Genomic DNA, 3,331 nt, shown 5'->3' with positions numbered 1-3,331 from the left:
CGGTGGTCAGGATCGGCAACCGGGGGCCGAGCCCTGCCACCAGACGAGCGATCGCCGGATGGGGCTCGATGCCGCCGTTCATGATGATTCCGGCGAGAGACGGAAAGCCCTCCGCCTCATGGGCATTGACGAGGGCGAGCAACACGTCGGATCGGTCTGCCGGTGCAATGACGACGACGCCCTCGGTGAGGCGTTCGAGGATGTGCTCGGCCGTCATACCACCGACCATGACCCGCAATGCTTCTCGTTGCAGCAGCGACGAATCACCGCTGTACAGCGTGCCGTCCACCGCCTCGAGCAGTTCCGCCATCGTCGGCGCGACGAGGAGCGGAATCTCCGGCAGAGACCACGCGGGCACGCCGACCGACGCCAACGCGTCGGTGACCGCATCGAGGTCCTCGGGGGCGCAACGGTTCGCCACGATCGCAGCCAGGTGGGCATGATGCTGACGCAGTTCGCCCTGGCACAGAGTGGCCAACTGCGCGATCTCGTCGGGCGTGCGCCCGGACCCGCGCAGCGCAAGCAACACGGGGGCACCGAGATTGACCGCGATGCGCGCATTGAAGCCGAGTTCACTGGGGCTGCCGACGTCGGTGTAGTCACTGCCCACGATCACCACGGCGTCGCACTGGGACGCCACCTCGTGATACCGATTGACGATCTCACTGAGCGCTGCATCCTGATCGGCGTGCACCTGCTCGTACGTGACACCGAGCGACTGCTCGTACGTCAGATCTGCGGTGGTGTGCTCGACGAGCAACTCGAGGATGTAATCGGGCTCTTCGGTCGACCGAGCAATGGGACGGAACACCCCCACCCGGGCCGCGGAAGCGGCGAGCATCTGCAGCACACCGAGCGCGATGGTCGACTTCCCGGTGTCCCCTTCCGGTGACGCGATGTAGATGCTCGAGGGATACATGTCCGACGCGTCGGTGCCGCTGGGCTCAGCCATGACCGCCAGCCTAGTAGGGGTCGTTCCGCGGGCTCCACTCCTGGCTGGTAGGGCTCGTTCCGCAGGCTCCACTCCTGCCCAGCAGGTGGGGTGTTGACACCGGGCGCGGTCGGGTTGTCCCATGAACCATGGCCGAATCACCGTTCCCGGATGTGCGCTGGGGCAGCGAAACATCGTTCATCCGCAAGCCCGCCGTGAAGTTCGCGTCGACGAAGCCCGGTTCGTGGGTAATCCGGAACCTCGCAGGCGTCGACCGGTGGCTCTTGACCAAATCCGACGGCCGCTTCACCGTCCTCGGGCCGATCGCGGCTCCGGTGGTGTTGCTGACCACCACCGGCCGCAAATCCGGCAAGCCCAGGACGAGTCCGCTGCTGTACTACCGGGAGGGCGACAAGATCTACGTCGTCGGATCCAATTTCGGTCAGCAGCACCACCCGGCGTGGACGTCGAACCTCCTCGCAGACCCGAAGGCCGTGGTGGCCATCGGCGGCAAGAAGATTCCGGTGACGGCCACCCGGATCACCGGCGACGAGAAGGCTCGTATCTACCGGCAGTTCGACGCGATGGTCGAGGTCTACGGCGAATACGAGACCCGGACCGACCGCGACATGCGATTGTTCGCACTCGCGGCCGATCTCTAGTGTCTTCGGGATTCAGCCGAGCTTGCGCAGGCGCGGGGCCAGGTCCTTCTCGAACAGCTCCAGGAACCGCTTCTGATCGTGTCCGGGCGCGTGGAACACCAAGTGATTCAGGCCGGCATCGGTGTACTGCTTGACCTTCTCCACTGCCTCGTCCGGGTCCGATGCGACGATCCAGCGCTTGGCGACCTGCTCGATCGGCAACTCGTCGGCGGCCTTCTCCATCTCGATCGGATCGTCGATCGAGTGCTTCTGCTCGGGCGTCAGTGACAGCGGGGCCCAGAAACGGCAGTTCTCCAGCGCCAGTTCGGGATCGGTGTCGTAACTGATCTTGATCTCGATCATCTTGTCGATCTCGCCGGCGTCGCGCTCGGCCTTGCCCGCGCCCTCTTCGACGGCCGGAAGCAGCTTGTCGGTGTAGAGCTCCATGCCCTTGCCCGACGTGCAGATGAATCCGTCGCCCGCACGTCCTGCGTACCGCGCCACCACGGGTCCGCCGGCCGCGATGTAGACCGGAATACCGCCCTCGGGGACGTCGTAGATCGACGCGCCCTTGGTGGTGTAGTACTCGCCCTCGAAGTCGACGCGGTCGCCGAGCCACAGCTCACGCATCAACCGCACCGACTCACGCAGGCGCGCGAATCGTTCCTTGAACTCCGGCCATTCGCCGGTGAATCCGGTCGCGATCTCGTTGAGCGCCTCTCCGGTGCCCACACCCAGCATGATGCGTCCGGGGTACAGGCAACCCATCGTCGCGAACGCCTGCGCGATGACCGACGGGTTGTAACGGAACGTCGGCGTCAGTACCGAGGTGCCGAGCTGAATCGTGTTCGTCCGCTCCCCGACGGCCGTCATCCAGGCAAGCGAGAACGGTGCGTGACCGCCTTCGTGCCGCCACGGCTGGAAGTGATCGCTGACCGTCGCCGAATCCATACCGTGCTGCTCGGCGAGCACACCGAGCTCGACCAACTCACGCGGTCCGAACTGCTCCGCCGATGCCTTGTACCCCAGCTTGAGACCCTGCGCCACGCCGAACTCCTGTCGTTGGTCGTCCTAGTTCTTCGATTGTGCACCTGTGGTGGTTCACCACGCTCTACTGGATCCCCAGAACCGTGACCACTGCCGCCAGTACCGCTACGAAGCCGATACCTACCGCGAAGATCCACAGATCTCGTGACTCGGGCATCGGTGCACCACTTTCGAGGGCATCGCGAACGCGCATCCACCGTCGCAGACCGATGATCGGTGCCGCCGCAGCAAGACCGATCAGAATCAGGCCCAGCGCCGTCCGAACCCACCCGGTGCTGAAATCGGGAACCAGGTGGACGATCGCGATTCCGCCGGCGAGCAGGCCGAGAGAGGTTCGCAGCCAGGCGAGAAAGGTGCGTTCGCTGGCGAGTGTGAACCGCTCGTCGGGGCGCGTCACGCCCGTGGGGTCATGCGCTCGCGAGTCAGATGGGCAACCTGGTCCGGGTCGTCGGGGGTGAAGACCGGCGAGATGCGGCGGAGAGTGAGCACCACTGCAGTGTCCTTCTTGGGACGCATCACGTCCAGCGGGAGCCACTGATCGATTGTCGACGCACCCCACAGTCAAGCCGCTCCCGGAACTCGAGTTCGAGCAGACCCTGTCGGTCGGATTGCACGCTGCGCGAGGGCATCAGCAGTCAGGAGAAGCCATTGGCTTCGCCTGTACCTTTTGGTACAGTGTGTATCGATCAGTACACACTGTACCGCCTGGCAC

The 3,331-nt window shown here is 64.8% G+C and carries 5 protein-coding genes; 1 reads left to right on the top strand and 4 read right to left on the bottom strand.

Translation table 11 applies throughout. The annotated features are described in order from the left end of the window. Positions 1 to 952, bottom strand: a 952-nt coding sequence (locus A2J02_RS05985) for a phosphotransacetylase family protein (RefSeq protein WP_197477953.1), incomplete at its 3' end; no start/stop codon positions are given. A 128-nt stretch (positions 953 to 1,080) separates the two neighbouring features. Between A2J02_RS05985 and A2J02_RS05980 the strand changes: the two genes are divergently transcribed. Next, entirely contained in the window at positions 1,081 to 1,593 is a 513-nt protein-coding gene (locus tag A2J02_RS05980) for a nitroreductase/quinone reductase family protein (RefSeq protein WP_068048034.1), read from the top strand. Positions 1,594 to 1,605: 12 nt separating this feature from the next. On the opposite strand, the gene fgd is transcribed toward A2J02_RS05980, so the two are convergent. The 3 genes from fgd to A2J02_RS28895 form a co-directional block, all read right to left on the bottom strand. Next, positions 1,606 to 2,619: a glucose-6-phosphate dehydrogenase (coenzyme-F420) gene (fgd, locus tag A2J02_RS05975; protein WP_032401751.1), complete on the bottom strand. Its 1,014-nt coding sequence runs from the start codon at positions 2,617 to 2,619 to the stop codon at positions 1,606 to 1,608. A gap of 64 nt (positions 2,620 to 2,683) precedes the next feature. Beyond that, positions 2,684 to 3,016, bottom strand: coding sequence for a YidH family protein (locus A2J02_RS05970; protein WP_068048031.1), 333 nt, complete (start codon positions 3,014 to 3,016; stop codon positions 2,684 to 2,686). Continuing rightward, positions 3,013 to 3,135 carry a hypothetical protein gene (locus A2J02_RS28895; protein WP_255183036.1) on the bottom strand — a complete coding sequence of 41 codons (123 nt, stop codon included), beginning with the start codon at positions 3,133 to 3,135 and terminating at the stop codon, positions 3,013 to 3,015. Before A2J02_RS28895 ends, A2J02_RS05970 begins: the two co-directional genes overlap by 4 nt. Between the last annotated feature and the right edge of the window lie 196 nt (positions 3,136 to 3,331).

The organism is Rhodococcus sp. EPR-147 (assembly GCF_001647185.1).
Lineage (GTDB): Bacteria > Actinomycetota > Actinomycetes > Mycobacteriales > Mycobacteriaceae > Rhodococcoides.
Note: the sequence above shows the minus strand (reverse complement) of the source record. Positions and strands in the feature narration are given on the sequence as shown.